The 18,703-nt window shown below is 58.5% G+C and carries 23 protein-coding genes; 14 read left to right on the top strand and 9 right to left on the bottom strand.

The annotated features are described in order from the left end of the window. The first annotated feature begins 88 nt into the window (after positions 1 to 88). The 3 genes from ACFOOP_RS03185 to ACFOOP_RS03175 all read left to right on the top strand — a co-directional run bounded on the left by ACFOOP_RS03185 (position 89) and on the right by ACFOOP_RS03175 (position 2,267). Positions 89 to 727: a 2-hydroxychromene-2-carboxylate isomerase gene (locus tag ACFOOP_RS03185; protein ID WP_379879416.1), complete on the top strand. Its 639-nt coding sequence runs from the start codon at positions 89 to 91 to the stop codon at positions 725 to 727. 83 nt (positions 728 to 810) lie between these two features. Beyond that, positions 811 to 1,119 (top strand): hypothetical protein, encoded by a 309-nt coding sequence (locus ACFOOP_RS03180; protein WP_379879415.1) that lies wholly within the window; start codon positions 811 to 813, stop codon positions 1,117 to 1,119. Between the two features lie 2 nt (positions 1,120 to 1,121). Next, positions 1,122 to 2,267: a serine hydrolase domain-containing protein gene (locus tag ACFOOP_RS03175; RefSeq protein WP_379879414.1), complete on the top strand. Its 1,146-nt coding sequence runs from the start codon at positions 1,122 to 1,124 to the stop codon at positions 2,265 to 2,267. On the opposite strand, the gene ACFOOP_RS03170 is transcribed toward ACFOOP_RS03175, so the two are convergent. After that, positions 2,268 to 2,555 (bottom strand): hypothetical protein, encoded by a 288-nt coding sequence (locus tag ACFOOP_RS03170; protein WP_379879413.1) that lies wholly within the window; start codon positions 2,553 to 2,555, stop codon positions 2,268 to 2,270. A 110-nt stretch (positions 2,556 to 2,665) separates the two neighbouring features. Then, entirely contained in the window at positions 2,666 to 3,610 is a 945-nt protein-coding gene (locus ACFOOP_RS03165; protein ID WP_379879412.1) for an alpha/beta fold hydrolase, read from the bottom strand. A gap of 134 nt (positions 3,611 to 3,744) precedes the next feature. On the opposite strand from ACFOOP_RS03165, the gene ACFOOP_RS03160 reads away from it, so the two are divergent. Beyond that, a complete protein-coding gene (locus ACFOOP_RS03160; RefSeq protein WP_379879411.1) occupies positions 3,745 to 4,173 on the top strand; it encodes a PaaI family thioesterase in 429 nt (142 codons plus the stop codon). 9 nt (positions 4,174 to 4,182) lie between these two features. Here ACFOOP_RS03160 and rarD read toward each other — a convergent pair whose 3' ends face one another. The 3 genes from rarD to ACFOOP_RS03145 all read right to left on the bottom strand — a co-directional run bounded on the left by rarD (position 4,183) and on the right by ACFOOP_RS03145 (position 7,165). Beyond that, positions 4,183 to 5,103 carry an EamA family transporter RarD gene (gene rarD / locus ACFOOP_RS03155; RefSeq protein ID WP_379879410.1) on the bottom strand — a complete coding sequence of 307 codons (921 nt, stop codon included), beginning with the start codon at positions 5,101 to 5,103 and terminating at the stop codon, positions 4,183 to 4,185. 202 nt (positions 5,104 to 5,305) lie between these two features. Beyond that, on the bottom strand, positions 5,306 to 6,058 hold the full coding sequence (locus ACFOOP_RS03150; RefSeq protein WP_379879409.1) for a hypothetical protein: 753 nt from the start codon (positions 6,056 to 6,058) through the stop codon (positions 5,306 to 5,308). Positions 6,059 to 6,139: 81 nt separating this feature from the next. Next, complete coding sequence (locus tag ACFOOP_RS03145) at positions 6,140 to 7,165, bottom strand: aspartate-semialdehyde dehydrogenase (RefSeq protein WP_379879408.1); 1,026 nt, start codon at positions 7,163 to 7,165, stop codon at positions 6,140 to 6,142. 182 nt (positions 7,166 to 7,347) lie between these two features. Here ACFOOP_RS03145 and ACFOOP_RS03140 point away from each other — a divergent pair, with 182 nt between their 5' ends. After that, on the top strand, positions 7,348 to 8,616 hold the full coding sequence (locus tag ACFOOP_RS03140; protein WP_379879407.1) for an MgtC/SapB family protein: 1,269 nt from the start codon (positions 7,348 to 7,350) through the stop codon (positions 8,614 to 8,616). Here ACFOOP_RS03140 and ACFOOP_RS03135 read toward each other — a convergent pair. Next, positions 8,613 to 9,470, bottom strand: a complete 858-nt coding sequence (locus ACFOOP_RS03135; protein WP_379879406.1) for an LD-carboxypeptidase — start codon at positions 9,468 to 9,470, stop codon at positions 8,613 to 8,615. The genes ACFOOP_RS03140 and ACFOOP_RS03135 overlap by 4 nt on opposite strands. Before the next feature lie 94 nt (positions 9,471 to 9,564). On the opposite strand from ACFOOP_RS03135, the gene ACFOOP_RS03130 reads away from it, so the two are divergent. Then, a complete protein-coding gene (locus ACFOOP_RS03130) occupies positions 9,565 to 10,956 on the top strand; it encodes a UDP-N-acetylmuramate--L-alanine ligase (RefSeq protein ID WP_379881492.1) in 1,392 nt (463 codons plus the stop codon). On the opposite strand, the gene ACFOOP_RS03125 is transcribed toward ACFOOP_RS03130, so the two are convergent. Both ACFOOP_RS03125 and ACFOOP_RS03120 read right to left on the bottom strand, forming a co-directional pair. Continuing rightward, complete coding sequence (locus tag ACFOOP_RS03125; protein ID WP_379879405.1) at positions 10,953 to 11,252, bottom strand: putative quinol monooxygenase; 300 nt, start codon at positions 11,250 to 11,252, stop codon at positions 10,953 to 10,955. The genes ACFOOP_RS03130 and ACFOOP_RS03125 overlap by 4 nt on opposite strands. A gap of 4 nt (positions 11,253 to 11,256) precedes the next feature. Further along, positions 11,257 to 11,562 (bottom strand): putative quinol monooxygenase, encoded by a 306-nt coding sequence (locus ACFOOP_RS03120; protein ID WP_379879404.1) that lies wholly within the window; start codon positions 11,560 to 11,562, stop codon positions 11,257 to 11,259. Between the two features lie 171 nt (positions 11,563 to 11,733). Between ACFOOP_RS03120 and ACFOOP_RS03115 the strand changes: the two genes are divergently transcribed. From ACFOOP_RS03115 to ACFOOP_RS03085, 7 genes are all read left to right on the top strand, one after another. Next, the gene (locus ACFOOP_RS03115) at positions 11,734 to 12,384 is read left to right on the top strand and encodes an OmpW/AlkL family protein (RefSeq protein ID WP_379879403.1); all 651 of its coding nucleotides are present in this window, start codon (positions 11,734 to 11,736) and stop codon (positions 12,382 to 12,384) included. A gap of 115 nt (positions 12,385 to 12,499) precedes the next feature. Then, on the top strand, positions 12,500 to 13,177 hold the full coding sequence (locus ACFOOP_RS03110; RefSeq protein WP_379879402.1) for a GNAT family N-acetyltransferase: 678 nt from the start codon (positions 12,500 to 12,502) through the stop codon (positions 13,175 to 13,177). Between the two features lie 79 nt (positions 13,178 to 13,256). Continuing rightward, positions 13,257 to 14,450, top strand: coding sequence for an ADP-forming succinate--CoA ligase subunit beta (gene sucC / locus ACFOOP_RS03105; protein ID WP_379879401.1), 1,194 nt, complete (start codon positions 13,257 to 13,259; stop codon positions 14,448 to 14,450). A gap of 2 nt (positions 14,451 to 14,452) precedes the next feature. Continuing rightward, positions 14,453 to 15,139 carry a Shedu anti-phage system protein SduA domain-containing protein gene (locus ACFOOP_RS03100; protein WP_379879400.1) on the top strand — a complete coding sequence of 229 codons (687 nt, stop codon included), beginning with the start codon at positions 14,453 to 14,455 and terminating at the stop codon, positions 15,137 to 15,139. Between the two features lie 583 nt (positions 15,140 to 15,722). Further along, a complete protein-coding gene (locus tag ACFOOP_RS03095) occupies positions 15,723 to 16,166 on the top strand; it encodes an acyl-CoA thioesterase (protein WP_379879399.1) in 444 nt (147 codons plus the stop codon). After that, on the top strand, positions 16,166 to 16,963 hold the full coding sequence (locus ACFOOP_RS03090; protein ID WP_379879398.1) for a class I SAM-dependent methyltransferase: 798 nt from the start codon (positions 16,166 to 16,168) through the stop codon (positions 16,961 to 16,963). The genes ACFOOP_RS03095 and ACFOOP_RS03090 overlap by 1 nt, the downstream gene beginning before the upstream one ends. After that, a complete protein-coding gene (locus ACFOOP_RS03085; protein WP_379879397.1) occupies positions 16,964 to 17,818 on the top strand; it encodes a 23S rRNA (adenine(2030)-N(6))-methyltransferase RlmJ in 855 nt (284 codons plus the stop codon). Between the two features lie 37 nt (positions 17,819 to 17,855). Here ACFOOP_RS03085 and ACFOOP_RS03080 read toward each other — a convergent pair whose 3' ends face one another. Next, positions 17,856 to 18,221, bottom strand: coding sequence for a PRC-barrel domain-containing protein (locus tag ACFOOP_RS03080; protein ID WP_379879396.1), 366 nt, complete (start codon positions 18,219 to 18,221; stop codon positions 17,856 to 17,858). 102 nt (positions 18,222 to 18,323) lie between these two features. Between ACFOOP_RS03080 and ACFOOP_RS03075 the strand changes: the two genes are divergently transcribed. Continuing rightward, the gene (locus ACFOOP_RS03075; protein ID WP_379879395.1) at positions 18,324 to 18,689 is read left to right on the top strand and encodes a cupin domain-containing protein; all 366 of its coding nucleotides are present in this window, start codon (positions 18,324 to 18,326) and stop codon (positions 18,687 to 18,689) included. The last annotated feature ends 14 nt before the right edge of the window (positions 18,690 to 18,703 follow it).

Raw genomic sequence — 18,703 nt, 5'->3', positions numbered from 1 at the left:
GAGCGGCGGTGATGTTGCAATCAAGCCGGATGAAACTGGCGTGCGCAAATAGGCGGCGGAAATAATCTGGGGGGCGAGGAAATTCAATATGGCCAAGCTGGAAATCTACTGGTCCTTCAGAAGCCCCTATTCCTATCTTGCGATAGACCGGCTCTGCGCGATCAGGGAGCATTACGAGGTTGATGTCGCATTCCGGCCGGTTCGCCCGCTCGCCATGCGCGAGCCTGATTTCTTTGAACGCGGCCGCAAGCAATTCGTTCCCTATCTGATGCAGGATTTTCCGCGAGAGGCGGAGCGGCTTGGCCTCGCTTTTGGTCTGCCGAACCCCGATCCCATCGATATGGATATGGGAACGGGAAAGGTGGCGCCCGAACAGCCCTTGATGGACCGGGTCATGGCCTTGGGGATTGCGGCCTGTGAAAATGATCGCGGGCTCGATTTTGCGAAAGCGGTGTCGGCGCGCGTGTGGACCGGCAAGCCCTGGTCCGATGACGCGTCTCTTGGCGATGCTGCGCGCGAAGCGGGGCTTGATCTCGCCGCGCTTGAGGGATGGGCGAGCGCGAATGCGGCAAAGATCGCGAAAACCATCGAAGCCAATGAAGCCGAGCAACTAAAGCATCACTGGGGTGTTCCGCTGATGGTGCTCGATGGCGAAGCTTTTTTCGGGCAGGACCGCCTCGACTCGCTTGAGTGGCGGCTTGCGAAGCGTGGTCTGCGCAGAGACTAGATAACTCATCACCGGCGCTTCGGCCCCCGTGGACCAGCGCCCGCAATCGGGCTAGGTTGCAGGCCGGTTTCAGGGAGAAAACAATGTTGAAAAAAAGCATATTGATTTGCGCGGTTTTATCGCTTGCGGCTTGCGCAACCATTTCGCCGCGCTCGCGCATTGAAAATCGGCTGGTCGATATTGGCCTTTCTGAACGCAAGGCCGAGTGCATGGCGCATGAGCTGGATGAGCGTCTCGACCGCGATGATCTCAATGACGTCGCGGATTTCCTCGGCGACGTCAATGAAGCGTCATCCGACGGAGAAAATTACGACGCGCTTTTGAACATTGACAATGCCCGCGCCGCCGCGGCCATCGCCGCCGCTGGATTATCCTGCGCCTTTGGCAATTAAAAGTGCCTGCCTGGTCTGACGCTCGCGTCGCCGGTTCCGCCGGCGTGATTGCTCCCGGCTTTGAGGGCGTGGGCGAGGCGTTCGCGCAAAATTTCGACGAAGGGCTTGAGCTTGGCGCCTCCTTCGCTGTGGTCAAAAACGGCGAGACGGTTATCAATATTCGCGGCGGCTATTCGGACCGCGCCAAAGAAACTCACTGGGACGAAACGACGATCGCCTGCATCTATTCCAGCGGCAAGGCGGTATTGAGTTTTCTCATGGCGCGCGCGGTTTTCGATGGGTTGCTCGATTACGACGCGCCGGTTGCACGCTACTGGCCGGAATTCGGCGCCGCCGGAAAAGAAAACATTACGGTGGCCGAAGCGCTTTCCCACCAGGCGGGGCTCTGCGGTTTTCCCGATGAAATGCCGCCCGAAACATGGCTCGACTGGGACGCGATCTGCGGCAAGCTCGCCGCGATGGCGCCTTTGTGGCCGCCTGGAACGGCCAATGGATATCATCCGCAGACGGTCGGCTTCATTGCGGGCGAGCTTTTGCGGCGCGTCACCGGGAAAAGCGTTGGCGCGCTTATCGAGGAGCTTTCCGCCGCACATGATCTCAATCTTTTTTGCGGGATGAACGAAAAAGACGGCGCCCGCGCCGCCTATATGCCCAAGCCGCCAAAGGCGCCGGACCTTGGGCCCATGAATGAATTCAAACAATATGCGTTCTTGAAACCGTGGTCCGCGCCGGCGAAAGTGAGCCGCGAAGACTGGATGGCGGCGGAAATGCCCGCTTCGAACATGCATGCTGATGCATTGTCGCTCGCCAAAATCGTTCATCCGCTGGCGAATAAGGGCTGCGATATTTCCGGCGCCGAGGTTTTAAGCGAAAACGCCATTGAGCGCGCGCTGGTCGAACGCAGTCGCGGCGACGATCTCGTGTTGCCGTTTCATCTGTCCTGGGCCGCGGGATTAATGCGCAATATCAACCGCCATTTTGGCCCTAATGAAAATGCTTTCGGTCATGCGGGTTTTGGCGGGTCTTGCGTTATTGTCGATCCGCAAAACAATCTCACCGCCGCTTATGTCATGAACAAAATGTCACCTTATCTTGTGGGCGATCCGCGTGCGGTGAGATTGCTCGATGCGGTTTACGCGTCTCTTTGACTAAAATTTGAGTCTAAAATCGACGCTCACAAAAGCCGGTTGCGGATAGCCCGGAAACACTTTTGACATGCTTCTGCTCTCATAGAGATGCGCCCGCCGCAACGGCGTATCGGCGCGCGCACGCTGCGTAACGGCGACCATTTCCACGCGCTTTGCGGCGAGAGAAAACCCCGCCACTGGCCGCGGTTGCGCTCGATAAGCCGTCTTATGGTCGAGGCGTTCTCCGGCATTCGCCGGGATTAGCCCCAAGCTTAGCGTCATCGCCAGAATAGCTGCAATTGCCCGCATATGTCCCTCGCCCTGCTTGTTTATGGCGAAAGCGTGGCAGGCGCGGGTGAGCGAAAGTTTAGGCGAACCGCGGAGTTTTATCTCAAAGCTTGCAGGGAAACTTGCGAAAATTAGATTGAAAAACGACGCTTCAGCCAGTCCAGCATCAGCGCGTTTGCAGCATCCGGTTTCTCCCACATCACCCAATGACCGCAATCGGCGATGATGTGTTTTTCAAGATCGGGAACCAGTTTTTCCATTCCTTCAGCCGTTTCCGGCGGCAGGAAAAGATCAAGCTCGGCGCCAATCCACAAAGAGGGCGCGGCGACCGTTTCGTCTCGTCCCTCCATGATGCGCCAGTTCCGGTCGATATTGCGATAGAGATTAATCCCGCCGTGAAAGCCGCTGCGGTTATAGGCGTCTACATAAACCTGAATGTCCGCCTCCGGAATAATCTGTTCGTCTCTGGACGGCGCGGGCCCGTCCCGGAACCGGCCGGGCAGGTCAAAAACATTGCGTCCAAGCGACGCCCGTTTTTCCTTGGGCGCCGGCTTGCGGAACATGAGATGAAAAAACCGGTCCGGGTCGGTTTCAAACAATGCTTCGGGCGCATCGCGCTCCTGAAACTGAATGAAATAATGTTTCGGGCCAAAGCGTTTTTCGATGATCGCAAGCGGCGCGACGGGCGGGCGCGGATGCAAGGGCGTACACAAGCCGATCACCCCGGCGACACGGTCCGGGTGAAGCTGCGCCATGGACCAGACAAGCGCGCCGCCCCAGTCATGACCGCAGAAAATCGCCTTGTCGATGGCGAGCGCGTCAAGCAGCGCCGTGAAATCGCCCGTCATGTGAAGGGCGTCATAGAGCGCCGGATCTTTGGGCGCATCGGAGCGGCCAAATCCCTTGAGGTCGATGGCGATGGCGCGCAAGCCCGCCGCCGAAAAAGCCGGAAGTTGCCGCTTCCAGGAATAAGCGATTTCGGGCCAGCCATGAATGAAAATCACCGGTGGGCGCTGGCGTTCCGGATCGCCATCCATCTCGTACATGGCGAGCGCGCCATTCGCGGCGTCAATCATGCGGGGCTTCGGGAAATGGTTCATGGGTGAACTTTGTTCGCGCGCGCCGGGCGCATCAAGAAGAAATCTCAGTACGGGCCTTTTCCCTGTGTGAAAATGTTTCTGTTGCAAACAAGATCGGCTATGCAGGCCTCATGAGCACTGATCTGCATTCTGAAAATTTTCCTCCGGCGCCAGATGGCTGGAGCCTGCAATCCCACAGCGGAACCTTCAGCAGCCATGCGGGGCCATATTACTTCCGCAAGGAGGGTGGTCCAGCGGGCGTCGCCTTCTATTCCGAACAACACCACGCCAACGGCCTTGGCGTTGTTCACGGCGGCGCCTTGTTGACGCTCGCCGACATGGCGTTGTGGGACATCTGCCGCCGCGAGGTCGGTCTCTTCAAGGGTGTGACGGTGACGCTGAATGCAGAGTTTGTCGGGCCCGGACCGATTGGCGCTTTTATTGAGGCCACGGGCGAGATGGTGAAGGCGGGGCGGAAGATGATGTTCGCGCGCGGGATCGTCAGCGCCAATGGCGATGCGCTGATGAGTTTTTCGGGAACGCTGAAACGGGTGAGTTAAGCGGCTCTGTTAAACGGCAGGCGCGCGAGCTTTGCGATTCTGGCGCACGGCGTCAATGCTTAAAACCGCGAGCGCCGACCAGATCAGGCCGAAACAGACTGCGTGATAAAGCGTAAAGGGTTCGCCGTAATAGAGCCCGAGCAGAAACTGACCCGTAGGGCCGATATATTGAAGAAAGCCGAGCGTTGTGAACCGCAATCGCCGCGCCGCGAGGGCGAACAGCATCAGCGGCAACACGGTCACCGGCCCCGCTGCGATCAAAAGCAAATCAAGTTTCAGATCGCCCTGCCCGAAAGCGAGACCGTGCGAGCCTGCAAACCAGATCAGGAAGATGAGCGCAAAGGGCGACAGAACCGCGGTCTCGATGAAAAGGCCGGGCATCGCGCCGACATTCAGCATTTTTCGGACATAGCCATAGGCGGTGAAAGAGAAGGCTAGGATCATCGAGACCCACGGAAAAACACCGGCGCCAAATGTCAGGATGGCGACGCCAAATGAGGCCATGGCGACAGCCGCCATCTGCAGCCGGTTCAGCTTTTCCTTGAGAACGAAAACGCCTGCGGCCACGAACATCAGCGGGTTGATGTAATAGCCGAGGCTCGCTTGCAGGACGCAGTCATTCGCGACGGCCCAGACATAGACAAGCCAGTTGCCGCCGATAACGGCTGCGGAAAAGCCGAGCAACAAAACCATTCGCGGGGAGGCGAAGGCCTTGAAGGTTTCGCCCCACTGTTTGCGGAATGTCAAAATCAGCGCGCCGAAGGGAACGGACCACAAAATGCGGTGGCCGACAATTTCCATCGGCGTGACGTCGCCAAGCGCTTTCAGATAGACCGGCAACAGCCCCCACAGCCCATAGGCGAAGACGCCGCAGATCAGGCCGAGCCGGACTGCGCTGTCATGGGGAGTGTTGGGCGGCGTGCTGGACATAGGCTTTTGGTTTTGGATATGCTGGCGTTGATCGTTTTGCTGCGGGTCTTGACGGTATGATGAGTTGCGTCTGGCTGTCCGCCCGAAACTTGCGCGGGACGAACTGAAGACGGGATGGATGTTTCGTCACGCCTATGCGACTCGCGGCGCTGATGCGCAAGCCTTCAGCGCAACAAATTACCGTATCGAAAGCGTAGAAATTCTATTGCGTGATACCTTGCGTGCGCAGCCGCGCAAGGATGCGATCCATCGCGCCGGGTGATCGAGCGGCGGCGTAGCGCGCCGTGATGATGATCCGGTCGTCTTCGGTTTCCGCCGCCGTGATGCCTTCATAGACAAAATTTTCGTCGAAAAGCGGCTGGGGCGCCCGATAAAATTTCGGGTTCTCATTGAGCTTGTTCAGCTCCTGCTCCAGCGCGCGGCGCACGATGAATTCAAGGGGGAGATATTTGGAAATCCCGGTCTGCTCTGAAAGCGTAAAGGCGCCGAGCCGCGCCTGAAGTTTTCCGTTCTCAACATAGGGGATGAGGGTGACGTCCACCGTGCCGGTTTCCTGCGCCATGCGCCCCGGCGTTCCTTTGCCGTTCCAGCCGCAGGACCAGTATTCGATCTCCAGATAAATGGCGAAGCGGATGGCGTTGTCCGGAAAGCTGATGCGCGGTTCGCCGGACTTCCAGCGCTCGCCGCAATCATTGCGCCTGTTGGCGATCCAGTTTTTCAGATCGTTCTCGGTTTCAACGACGAATTTGGTGACGTCGGTGACGAGCGCAAGCTGCGTCTTGCCGCTGGACGTTCTCTGGTGAAACTCGATATCCGCGACGACCGGCCGCCCGCCGAGATTGACCTGGGTGGGGGCGTCGTAAATTTTGTCATAGCCCGCCGGCGCCTGCGCGGAAGCGGGGGTGACGAGGGCGCTGAAGACCAGCAGCGTCAGAAAATGAAAAAGGCTTCGCATCAGCGAAGCCTAGATCATCGGGCGTTTAAACGAAAGCGCCCGCAAAATAGCTGGACGGGCGTTCGCTCGTCCACAAAGGAGTTAAGCCGCCTGTTTCAGGATGCCGCGATTGAGCACGAGCTCGGCGATCTGCACCGCATTGAGCGCCGCGCCTTTGCGCAGATTGTCCGATACGCACCAGAAGGCGAGACCATTGTCCACGGTTGGGTCGACGCGGATGCGCGACACGAAGGTGGCGAAGTCGCCGACGCATTCAACCGGCGTTACATATCCGCCGTCTTCGCGCTTGTCGACGACGAGGAGCCCCGGCGACTCGCGAAGAATTTCCCGCGCTTCGTCATCCGTGATCGGGCGTTCGAATTCAACATTCACCGATTCCGCGTGGCCGACAAAAACCGGCACCCGCACGCAGGTCGCCGTGAGCTTGATCTTCTTGTCGAGGATCTTTTTCGTTTCCGCGACCATCTTCCATTCCTCTTTGGTGAAGCCGTCTTCCATGAAGACGTCGATATGAGGAATGACGTTGAACGCAATCTGCTTGGTGAATTTCGACGGCGTCGGATTGTCGTTGACGAAAATGCCTTTCGTCTGATTGAACAGCTCGTCCATCGCTTCCCGGCCGGCGCCCGATGTCGACTGATAGGTCGACACGACGACGCGCTTGATCGTCGCTGCGTCATGAAGGGGCTTCAGCGCGACGACGAGTTGCGCTGTCGAACAGTTCGGGTTGGCGATGATGTTTTTCTTGCGCGCGCCTGCGACATCGTCGGCGTTCACCTCCGGCACGATCAGCGGCACATCCGGGTCCATGCGGAAATGGGACGAGTTGTCGATGACAATGGCGCCGGCTTTCGCGATTTTCGGCGCCCATTCTTTTGCAACGGAGCCGCCCGCCGCCATCAGCACGATATCAACCTTCGAGAAATCGAATGTTTCAAGGTCGCGGCATTTCAACGTTCGGTCGCCATAGGACACTTCGCGGCCAATCGACTTGCGCGAAGCGAGGGCGAAGACTTCCTTCGCCGGGAACAGGCGTTCTTCAAGGATGGCCAGCATTTCCTGGCCGACATTGCCGGTGGCGCCGACAACCGCGACGTTGACTTCCATTTTGGATACTCCAGTTAACGGGCCGCGACAAACGATGCTGAGCCGATAATGTCAACCCAGCCTTGCGGCCGGGCGCTTTTGCGCCGGAATGGGCGGGATTTCCAGAGAAAAAATGTCAATACAGGATCAGTCAGGCTATAAGACGTGTTCCTTGCCGACGGACTTCCTCTTCAGGAGTTTTCATGCCCGATTTCGCCAGCGATCCCATGGCCGCCGATCTGGTTCATCTGGCGGTGGCGCTGGCGATCGGTTTCCTCATCGGTTTTGAGCGGGAGCACACGCACCGGGCCGAGGCGCGCGAGCACAGTTTCGCCGGCGCGCGGACCTTCACCCTGACGGCGCTTGCCGGCGCCGTTTCGGGCCTGGCGGATCCCGGTCTTATTCTTCCCGTCGCCACGTTGCTTGCCGTCGCCGTTTTGACAGCCGTCGCTTATTGGGCGACGGCGCGCGATAAGCCGGGCGCCGGCGGCACCACGGAGATTGCGCTGTTCGTGACGTTCATTCTCGGGCTTGCGGCGGTCCGGGGGCATGTTCTGGCGGCGGCGGTCGGGGGCGTGTCCACGGCGATCATTCTCTCCATCAAGGAGAGCGTGCAGCGTTGGGCGTCGGCGCTAACGGAAAACGAGCTTTATGCGGCGCTGCGATTTCTCGCTATCTCCATCATTATCCTGCCGGTCCTGCCGAACGAGGCGTTCGGGCCATATGATGCGCTCAATCTGCGCGACATCTGGCTGATGGTTGTCTTTATCAGCGGGCTTTCCTTCCTCGGCTATTGGCTGATCAAACTCGCGGGCTCCGGGCGCGGCGTGTTGCTCACGGGGTTTGTGGGCGGGCTCGCCTCGTCCACGGCGACGACGCTGTCGCTATCGCGTTTTACGAAAAGCGGGGTTGAACCGCGCGAGCTTGCCGCCGGGATCGTCGCCGCCAATGTCATGATGCTGATCCGGATCGGCCTTCTCGTCGCCGCGCTCGCGCGGGAGGTTCTTGTGGCGCTGGCGCCGGGGCTTGCCGCGGCCGCGCTGGTTGGGGCGGGAGCCATGTTATGGTTGCGCAGGGGCGATAATCACGCCGGGGAACAGAAGAGCATGCTTGCGCTCGGCAACCCGATGGAAATCAAACCGGCGCTGGTGTTTGCGGCGCTGCTCGCCATTATTTCCGTCGCGGCGAGTTTTGGGGCTGAGCGGTTCGGCCAGTCGGGCCTGATGGTGGTGGCGTTGATCTCGGGACTCGCGGATGTGGATGCGATTACGCTGATTGCGGGCCGTCAGGCGGCATCCGGTTCTATCGCCATGAATGCGGCGGCGCTTGCCGTGATGATCGCAGCGGCGTCGAATATTGTTCTGAAAGCCGGCATGGCGTGGGTCATTGGCGGCGGGGCGCTTGGCCTGCGGGTGGCGGCTATCTTTGCAGCGATGATCGCCGCGGGCGCGTTCGCGCTCGTCGTATTCTAGGCGCTGACAAAGGCGCCGAACGGCACGATCTTGTTTTGCGCGTCATGGCCGATATCGGCGCGGCCGAGATAGGGAACGCCGGCGCGCTCGCACCAATATTGAACGATCTCTTCTTCGCTCGCGCCGAACGGCCTGTCATTTTCCGGCACGTCGCTGAGGCGTCCGAGCATGATCCCGGCGGCGTTCTGAATGCTTCGGTCGTCCATGATTGAGAACATCGCGCGGTCGGTGGCGTAGAGATATTCGCCCACATCCTCCAGCATCACGATATGTCCGGTGAGATCGGGCGCCCAGCTTGTGCCCGCGAGATGGGCGAATACGGTGATGTTGAACGCGACGCAGGGCTTGCCCGTTTTCACGGTCGGCTCCATGCCCGATGTGTCGCCATGGACGAGATAAGAAAGCGAGCGCGCGATCGCGTCTTGGCCGCCCTCGCGATTGAGGTCGGTCGGAATCGGGCCGTGAACCTGTCGCCCGATTTTTTTCTTGTAGAGGCGCGCCAGCAGGAACCCGTTATCGGAATAGCCGAAATAGGTTTTCCGCCGCGCATGATCGTTCAGCTTGCCGAACAACTCGTCATCAAGACGGCAGGCGCCGTAACCGCCGCGCCCGAACCAGACGGCGCTGTATTTCGGGTCGTTCGCGGCTTCCAGAAAGGCGGCGCTGCGCTCGGCGTCGGCTCCCGCGAAATGCCCGGCGGAAGCATAACATTGTTCATGAAAATGAAGATTTACCCCGTCGCCAAAGCGCGCCGCCGCGATGTCTGCGGTTTTCTCCGCAAGCTCGCGCGTGATCGGGCCGCCGGGGCACACGATGGCGATTTGACAGGGGTGTGTGTGTTTGGTCTCAGTCATTTCAGGGTGATAGCCTAGCAGGAGGGCGTAAATCAGGCCCTAACCATTTTAGTGACGCACTATAAACAGATTTCGCCTATAGCCTCTTCTCGTGATGACAGACAAAAAAGACTATTTCTTCTGCGGGATTGGCGGGTCAGGCATGCTGCCGCTCGCCATGATCGTCAATGCGCGCGGGGCCCATGTGGAGGGCTCGGACCGGGCCCTCGATCAGGGCCGGACCGGCGCGAAATTTGATTATTTGCGGAGCCTCGGGATTGCGCTTCATTCGCAGGATGGCTCCGGCGTCACCCGGCCTTCCCAGATTCTCGTCGCTTCGGCGGCGGTGGAGGACACGGTTCCCGATGTCGTCGCCGCGAAAGAAGCGGGCGCGGCGCGGCTGTCGCGGGCGCAATTGCTGGCGCAGCTTTTCAACGAGTCTGAGCGCCCCATCGGCGTCGCCGGCACCAGCGGCAAGTCTACGACGACGGGCATGATCGGCTGGATTTTGCATCACGCCGGCAAGTCTCCAACAGTGATGAACGGCGCCGTGATGAAAAATTTCGTCAAACCCGATGCGCTGTTCGCCAGCGCGCTGGTGGGCGAAGGCGAGGCGTTTGTTTCCGAGGTCGATGAGAGCGACGGTTCTATCGCCATGTTCCATCCGAAAGTCGCGGTGCTGAACAATATCTCCCTCGATCACAAGTCGATGGAAGAGTTGAGGTCGCTGTTCGGCGGGTTCATCGCAGATGCAGAGGTCGCTGTCCTCAATCTTGATAATGAAGAGACGGCGCGGCTTGCTGCGGCGCGTCCGGAAAAACGGCTAACCTATTCGTTGATCGATCCGCGCGCCAACCTTTTCGCGGAGCATATCAAACCTGAGCCTTTTGGCGTTTCCTTCGAGGTGGCGCGCAGCGATGGCGCGCGCGCGCCCGTCTCGCTGAAAATGCCGGGACGCCACAATGTGTCCAATGCGCTGGCGGCGATCGCGGCCTGCGGCGCCTGCGGCGTTTCTCTGGACGACGCCGCAACGGCGCTGGGTGGCTTCGAAGGGGTGCGGCGGCGTCTTGAATATGTTGGCGAGGCGGGCGGCGTCAGCGTCATTGATGATTTCGGTCACAACCCTGACAAGATCACCGCGAGCCTCAAAACTCTGCATGAATTTCCGGGGCGTTTGCTCGTTATGTTCCAGCCCCATGGCTTCGGACCGTTGCGGCTGATGAAGGACGAGTTCATTTCAACCTTCGCGGAGCAGTTGTCGGAGCAGGACATTTTGTTGATGCCGGAGCCGGTTTATTTCGGCGGCACGGTGGATCGCTCGGTTTCCAGCAAAGATATTGCGGCGGGAATTAACGCCGCCGGCCGCAAGGCGGAAGCGCTGGCGACCCGCGATGATTGCGGCGCCGCGCTGTTGAAGCTCGCGGAATCTGGCGACAGGATTGTCATCATGGGCGCGCGCGACGACACATTGTCGGTTTTTGCGGCGGATCTTTTGAAGCAGCTCTAAACGGCTTTCATCGTCTCCGCTTCGGCGGCGACGAGATTGCGCGAAACGAGACCCGCGCCGGTGAGCGCCGCACGCCAGGCTTTGAGATGCGGCGTTTCAAAATGAGCATCCAGCGCGGCCCAGCTTTCCCATTTTTCCAGCACCAGAAACGCATTCGGATCGCCGAGATCGGGCCCATAGGCATATTCAAGGCAGCCGCTTTCGTCGCGGCTGGCGGCGACCATTGTCTTCATGGCGGGAAGCAACCCGTTGAGCGCGCCGTCTTTCACAACAACCCGGCCCGTAACGACGATCATGACCTCAGCCCATCAAATTGCGTTCTTCGCCGGCTTCGATGAACCGAATCGATTGGCCAATGACGCCAACCTCGCCGAGCTTCGCCATCCAGGCGCCCATATGCGGCTGCGTGGTGTGCGCATGAAGCGCGTCCCAGCTTTCCCAGTATTCTAGAACGACAAGAGTGTCGGGCTCCGTCACGTCCGCGCCATAAGAGTAATCGATGCATCCCGCTTCTGCGCGGGTGGCGGCGATAACCGTCTCCATATCCTGTTGAACTTTCTGAAGCCCGCCGGATTTCAGTTTAGCCTTGCCGGAAACGATGATCATCCTTGTCCTCCATCTACGTAGTTTTGCGTATTATGCGGAGCTATCGCCGCCGGGTCGATAAGTATGAACACTTGGTTGCGACAATCTGTGCAGTCACTCCTGACGCAGATCAATTTTTTTTGGAATGCGAAGCGCAATGTCCCGACGAAGTTAATCAAGAGGGGCATTCAAATGCGCACTACTCTCCTTTCCGCCGCCGCTATTCTTTCCGTCATGACGGTTCCCGCCGCCGCTGAGCAGGGCGACTTACTCGTTCGCCTGCGCGGCATCATGGTCGCCCCCAATGAAGATTCGGGACCTGTCCTTCCGACCTTCCCGACCGCCACCGTTTCCGTTGACGACGCCATCGTGCCGGAACTCGATTTCACTTATTTCTTCACGGACAATATCGGCGCCGAGTTGATCCTTGCGACGAGCCCCCATGATGTTTCCGGCGAGGGCGCGCTGGCCGGTCTTGGCGAGATCGCTGACGCCATGGTGCTGCCGCCGACATTGACGCTGCAATATCATTTTATGCCGGACGCCGCCTTCCGTCCCTATGTGGGCGTCGGCGTCAACTGGACGATCTTCTATTCCGAAGACGCAAAAACATCGCTCACGGACGCGATCGGGCCGACAAGCGTTTCCATGGATGACAGTTTCGGTTGGGCGGCGCAGGTCGGGTTCGATATTCCGATCTCCGATCGTGTCTTCCTCAACGCCGACGTCAAATATATCGACATTGACACAACGGCGACGCTGACCACCGGCGCGCTGGTCAATACGGTCGATGTCGACATTGATCCGTTTGTGTTCGGCATTGGCGTCGGCATGCGTTTCTAACCTGAATTTTCGATCCCTCCACTCTCGGGCCGTTCCTTCATTGCGAGGGCGGCCCGTTTTTCTTGCTTGATTTTGCGCGGCCTTTGTTTTCAATCCCCACCAAGGGAGTTGAGCATTGAGCGATCTGTCCAACTGGAAAATGTGCGCGGCGCCGGATTTAAAAACGGTCCGGGGACGGTTTGTGTCGGTGGAGCCGGCGCAGTTTCCTGGTTGCGCAAAAGACCTTTTTTCCGTCATCGGCGGGTTGGCCAATGACGATTTGTGGACCTACATTCCCATTGGTCCGTTTGAAGATGCGGAACAGTTCAGCGCAGTGATGGCGTATGTCATAGCGCAGCAGAACTGGAGGACACATCTTTTCCGCGACGCCCGAACCGGCGCGCCTCTCGGCATGGCGAGCTATATGCGCATCCGGCCCGAAGCGGGCTCTGCGGAGGTCGGCAGCGTGGTTTTCTCAAAACAGCTTCAACGCACGCCCGCCGCGACCGAGGCCATGTATCTCATGGTGCGCCATCTCTTCGACGATCTCGGCTATCGCCGTTATGAATGGAAATGCAACAACGCCAATGAAGCCTCGAAACGCGCGGCGATCCGGCTCGGCTTTTCCTTTGAGGGCGTCTTCCGACAGGATCAGGTGGTCAAGGGCGCGAACCGCGACACCGCCTGGTATTCGATCATCGACGGGGAGTGGCCACGGGTGAAGGCGGCGTTCGAGGCCTGGCTTGCGCCGGAGAATTTCGATGAGGCCGGTCGCCAGCGCCGGTCTCTCTTGGAAATTCGGGACGCCCTCTAGGCTCCCTTGTTGTTTTGCGGAACGGCGCGGTTATAAAGCCCGTGACCTTGCAAACTGTCCCAACGGAGCCCGCGATCCCATGAACATCCACGAATATCAGGCGAAACAAGTCCTTAAGTCCTATGGCGCGCCGGTGTCCGAGGGCCGGGTCGTGACCGATGCGAGCCAGGCCGAAGCCGCCGCGAAGGAGCTCCCCGGGCCGCTTTACGTGGTGAAAGCCCAGATTCACGCCGGCGGGCGCGGCAAGGGCAAGTTCAAGGAAGCCTCCGCAGGTGAGGCTGGCGGCGTGCGTCTCGCCAAATCCCCGGCGGAAGCCGCGACCTTCACAAAGGAAATGCTCGGCGCGACGCTGGTGACGAAACAGACCGGCGAGGCGGGCAAGCAGGTCAACACGATCTATATCGAAAACGGCTCTGACATTGAAACCGAGCTTTATCTTTCCGCGCTGGTCGATCGCGGCACGGGCCGCATCGCCTTCATCGCCTCCACCGAAGGCGGCATGAATATCGAGGAAGTGGCCGAGGAAACGCCGGAGAAAATCGTCACGGTGCGGATCGATCCGGCGACCGGCTGCATGCCCCATCACGGGCGGCGCATCGCGCAGGCGCTGGGTCTTTCCGGCGCGGCGGCGAAACAATGCGGCAAGCTGATCCCGATCCTCTATAAAGCCTTCACCGAAAAAGACATGTCGATGCTGGAGATCAATCCGCTGATCGTCACCAAGGGCGGCGACCTTCTGGTGCTCGACGCCAAGATGGGCTTCGACCCCAACGCGCTGTTCCGTCATGAAGACATTCTGGCGCTTCGCGACGAGACCGAAGAAGACCCGATGGAATTGAAAGCATCGGAATTCGACCTTTCCTATGTGAAGCTCGACGGCAATATCGGCTGCATGGTCAACGGCGCCGGTCTCGCCATGTCGACCATGGACATCATCAAGCATTATGGCGCCGAGCCTGCGAACTTCCTCGATGTGGGCGGCGGCGCGACGAAAGAAAAAGTCACCGAAGCCTTCAAGATCATCACCACCGATCCCGGCGTCAAAGGCATTCTCGTCAATATTTTTGGCGGCATCATGAAATGCGACATCATCGCCGAAGGCATTGTCGCGGCGGTGAAGGAAGTCGGCCTGGAAGATCCGCTGGTCGTGCGCCTTGAAGGCACAAATGTGGAGAAGGGCAAAGAAATCCTCGCCAATTCCGGCCTGAAGATTACGCCTGCGGATGATCTGGAAGATGCAGCGAAAAAGGTGGTTGCGGCCGTTCAGGGGTAGGTATGATCATATCTGACCAGTTTTATGAAGAATGGGACGAATGTAATATTTGGGATCCTGGGGTTAATGATCCAACGCTAGATGATCTTTTAGACCTTTTAAAACTGGTAGACGAGGCACCTGACGAACGACCAATACAAAAGCTTTTGGAGGCTCGGCCTAGGTTGTGGTTAGGAACTCAACGGACCGGCCACGGGACTTGGGTATTTCCTCAGAAGCGATTAGGTAGCGAATTTATCCCGGACTTTCTCATTGCAAGCGGAAGTTCTGGGGGGCTCTTCTGGGAATTGGTTGAGATTGAAAGTCCAACCGCAACACCGTTTCTCAAAAATGGAGAGCAAAGCGCTAAACTGCGCACCGCGGTATCGCAAATAGAAGACTGGCGAAACTGGCTTACTAACAACATAACTTACGCCCGGAATCCGAAAAAGCTAGACGGCCTTGGCTTGGAGAGCATTCATCCTCGAAGCAGCGGAAAAATAATAATTGGTCGAAGAACAAACTTTCCTAACAAGTACAATACTGTTCGACAAAGTCTATGGCACGATAAGCACATAACTGTAATGAGTTATGATCGCTTTTTGGAGCAGATTGCATTTGGGATTTTCCGGGGCCAAACGCGAGATGAAATGACGGCAATCATCCATAACTTGCGTCAGAAAAAGTTTGACGAAAAATTTAGCCTGTAGCGAGTTTCAAGTTGTCAGGAATTTCCATCCTTACCCCATCCCGTCGATTGGGGCAGGGGCATCAATAGATGTCGAGAGCGGGAAATTTTTTGCGTAAACTTTTCTGCGACTCGCCACGGCTAGACCGTGGCGCCCAGAATAATTGCGCTGATTGGAGTGTGGACCCCCCACGCTTAAAGCGTGGGGAGGCGCCGTCACATTTGTGGCAAAAAACGCACCCCAACCACGCGAAAAACTCTCTCGACAGGCGAAAAAGGCCTGTTTTTTGAGGTTTGGTGCAAACTTATCCACGGGTTCGGGGGCGGGGGTATATTTCACATCGCATCGCAGTCCGCGTTCCCACGCGGAGATCGGTGAGGGCTGGCGCTTCGTTCATTAGCGCCACAGCGTCCGGATCGGGGCCGGGAACAGGCAAGCCGTGAACAAGTGAAATCTGGAGATCGAAGATGATGAGCAGGAAATGTCAAATGGCGCCAGACTCAGCTGCAGGCCAGAAAACATGCGGGGTAAAAATGGCGCAAGGGGGCGCCGCGCGGCGCACGCGCCGCTTTACAAAAGACGAGGCTGAGGCCAACAAAACATCATGAGCGAAAAAGCATCCTTCACCCTCCTTCATCCCCTTCGCGTGCGCTGGGCCGAATGCGACGCGCAAGGCATCGTCTTCAATGTGAATTATTTTCTCTATTTCGACGTGGCGATGACGGAGTGGCTGCGCGCCCTTGGGCTTCAGGGCGACAAGACGCTTGAATTCTACACCGTGCATGCAGAGGCGGATTACAAGGGTTCGGCCCGCTTCGACGAGATGATCGAGGTAGGCGTGCGCTGCGCGAAGATGGGGCGCACCTCCATGACATTGGAGGCGGCGATTTTTCGTGATGATGATCTGCTGACGCAGGGCAAGCTCATCTATGTGCATGCGGAGCCGAAGACGCAGGAGAAAACACCGTTGCCCGATGATTTCATTGCGCGGGTTCTGGCTTTTGAAAACACCGCGCCGGAGATGACCGCATCAGGGCGCGCGGGCTGATGTCGGCCCTGAAAAACGCCCTGCGCAACGCGCTATACCGCATGGGGCTGATCCAGCTTTATTTTCGCGCGGTTGAATGGCGGTTGTCGCGCGGGCGCGAGGCGCCGCCGGCGACGGATGACCATGGCGTTCCCATACCGCCCTTGAACCTGATGGCGCTCACGGTCGCTTACGCCGACTGGAAAGCCTTCCTGAAAACGGGGGAGGCGACCTCGAGGGCGCTTGAGAGCCATGCCGCTGCGGCGGGGCTTCCTTTGAGCGGCGCGAAACGCATTCTTGATTTCGGCTGCGGCGCCGGCCGCGTCATTCGTCATTTGCCGCGCATGACCGAGGCTGAACTGTTCGGTGTTGATTATAATGACTCCTTGTTGAGCTGGTGCGCCGCAAATTTGCCAGGGCGATATTTGCGCAACGGTCTGACGCCGCCGCTCGATTTTGCGGACGGGTCTTTCGACATTGTCTATGCGCTGTCGGTGTTCACTCATCTGCGCAAAGCGACGCAGCGCGACTGGCTCACCGAATATGCGCGGGTGATCCGTCCCGGCGGGCTGGCGCTGTTGAGTTTTCACGAGGAGACCCAGCCGGGATTCCCCGACACGGACATCGCACGCAAGGCGATCAGCGAACGCGGCTATTATGTTTTGAACGACATGGCCGAGGGGTCGAACCTGATTTCAACGTTCCAGACCCGCGCGCATCTGGAAGGGCTCGCCTCCGACGCTTTCGAGATTGCGCGGATTGTTCCCCGTTCGGAAAGCGGCGTCGGTCAGTCTCTGGCCGTCCTGCGCAGGCGATAGATGAATTACCGTCACGCTTATCACGCTGGCAATCACGCTGATGTTCTTAAGCACATAGTGCTGGCGCGCGTCATTGAGCATCTGAAACAAAAAGACGCGCCGTTCCGGTTTTACGACGCCCATGGCGGGATCGGTTCATATGATCTCGGCGGCGTTGAAGCGGAAAAGACTTTCGAGTGGCGCGACGGCGTGGGGCGTCTCTTTTCCATGGACGGCGCGCCTTTACCGTTCTCCGAAGAGGTTGAGAACCTGATTGCGCCCTGGCGCAACTGCGTCGCCGCCGTGAATGAAGCAGGCGCGTTGAAACGCTATCCCGGCTCGCCGGAGATCGTGCGGCTCCTGCTGCGCCCTGTCGATCGCTTGCGGTTGAATGAACTGCATCCCGTTGATTATGAAACTTTGCTGGCGGCCTATGCGCCAGACCGGCGAACGGCGGTGAGCCGGCTTGATGCGCTGATGTTTGTCAAAAGCCAGTTGCCCCCGCCAGAGCGGCGAGGGCTGATCCTCGTCGATCCGCCTTATGAAAAAACCAATGAGGGCGAGCACGCGCTGCGGATGCTCACCGAAGGGTTGAGACGATTTGCGACCGGCGTCTTTCTGTTGTGGTTTCCGGTGACAGGCGACGGGCTCGACCGCCGCATCCTAGATGCTGTCCGGGCCACGCCGACGAAACATCTCTGGGTCACTTTAAATGTTCGAAAGCCCCGGCCCGATGGCGGTCTCGCGGGATCAGGGGTCGTGGTGATCAATCCGCCCTGGAAGCTGGGGGATGATCTTGAAATCCTCATGCCGGCGCTCGCCGAAAGGCTGTCGCAGGGTGAGCCGCGCTTTGAAATAAAATTCGCAGCGCCCTGATCGGGCGCTGCGCAATTTTCGTGTCCGGCGTTTGGGGTCAGACCCAGTAACGCTCCGCCTTGTAATAATCATAAGCGGCGTCACGGAAACCGAGGTCGTCATTTTCGGTCAGCTCATGCAGGGAATCGCAAGGCGCCTGTTCAAGCTGTTCCTTGGTGTAAGGGACGATATAGCCGCCCTTTTGTTTTTGATAATCGAGGCTCGCCCAGGGGATCGGATGATATTTTTCACCGATGCCGAGAAAGCCGCCAAAGCCCACGACGCCGAACATGATGTTGTTCGTCGTCTTGTCGAGCATGACGTCTTCGATTTCACCGATCTGGTCGCCTGCCGTATTATAAACAGGCGTGCCGATGACGCGCGAGGCGCGAATGGCGGTTGTATGTCCTGCTGCTGTCGGCATAGTAATTCTCCTTTTTGTCGATGACGTTTAGGCAACAGGCGGCAGGCGAATTCGTTCCGCAGCGGCGCTATGCTTTCATGTCTCACTATGCCGGAGGTTCTCTTGCAGAAAATCAATATTCCCCGCGCGTTCGATCGCATTGACGAGCAATGGTCGCCGCATATCGCCGCCCGCGTGAACGGGCAGGAAGTGCGCCTCGCCAAGATCGAGGGCGCCTTTGAATGGCACCATCATGACGGTATTGACGAAGCCTTCTTCGTCGTGAAGGGCGCTTTCACCATGCGCTTTCGTGATCGCGATGTGGAAATGGCGGAGGGCGACTTCATCACGGTGCCGGCGGGTGTGGAGCATATGCCAGTCGCTGAAGAGGAATGCTGGATCATGCTGATTGAAAACGCCGGGACGGTGAATACGGGCGAGCACGTCTCCAAACGCACGAAAACGGACCTGCCGGACCTCGGCGCCTGAATGAAAAAAGCCGC

The sequence above is a fragment of the Hyphococcus aureus genome (assembly GCF_042643165.1).
GTDB lineage: Bacteria > Pseudomonadota > Alphaproteobacteria > Caulobacterales > Parvularculaceae > Hyphococcus > Hyphococcus aureus.
The sequence above is the reverse complement of the archived record's forward strand: the minus strand, read 5'-3'. Positions and strand labels throughout refer to the sequence as shown.